Below are 313 nucleotides of genomic sequence, written 5' to 3'. Positions count from 1 at the left end.
TTGGCTTAGTTAGATTTATGCTAGATTCTATAGAATCTAAGTTTTGTTTAGAATCTAATGTGGGTTTTGGTGAGTTTATTTTAAAAGTGTTTGGTTTTGGTGTAGCAATTAATGGGAAGCCTTTATCGCTAAATATATTTCCAGCGACTAAATCTTGCATTATAGGATAGTCATCATTATATTTTTTTAAAGCACGAGCAGCAGGGCTTATAAGACTAATTAGATTGCAAGGAGTTGGCACTCCTAAGATAGTATTTTGACAACCTATTATTTGGCTATTTAATAAATCAGATTCTAAAATCATTGATTTATT

The 313-nt window shown here is 30.4% G+C and carries 1 pseudogene; it reads right to left on the bottom strand.

The features are described 5' to 3' along the window. Positions 1-313 (bottom strand): annotated as a pseudogene (locus LS64_RS12195) (hypothetical protein); the annotation flags it as partial.

The organism is Helicobacter saguini (assembly GCF_000762875.2).
Classification (GTDB): domain Bacteria; phylum Campylobacterota; class Campylobacteria; order Campylobacterales; family Helicobacteraceae; genus Helicobacter_A; species Helicobacter_A saguini.
This window is presented reverse-complemented; position numbering and strand designations above follow the sequence as displayed.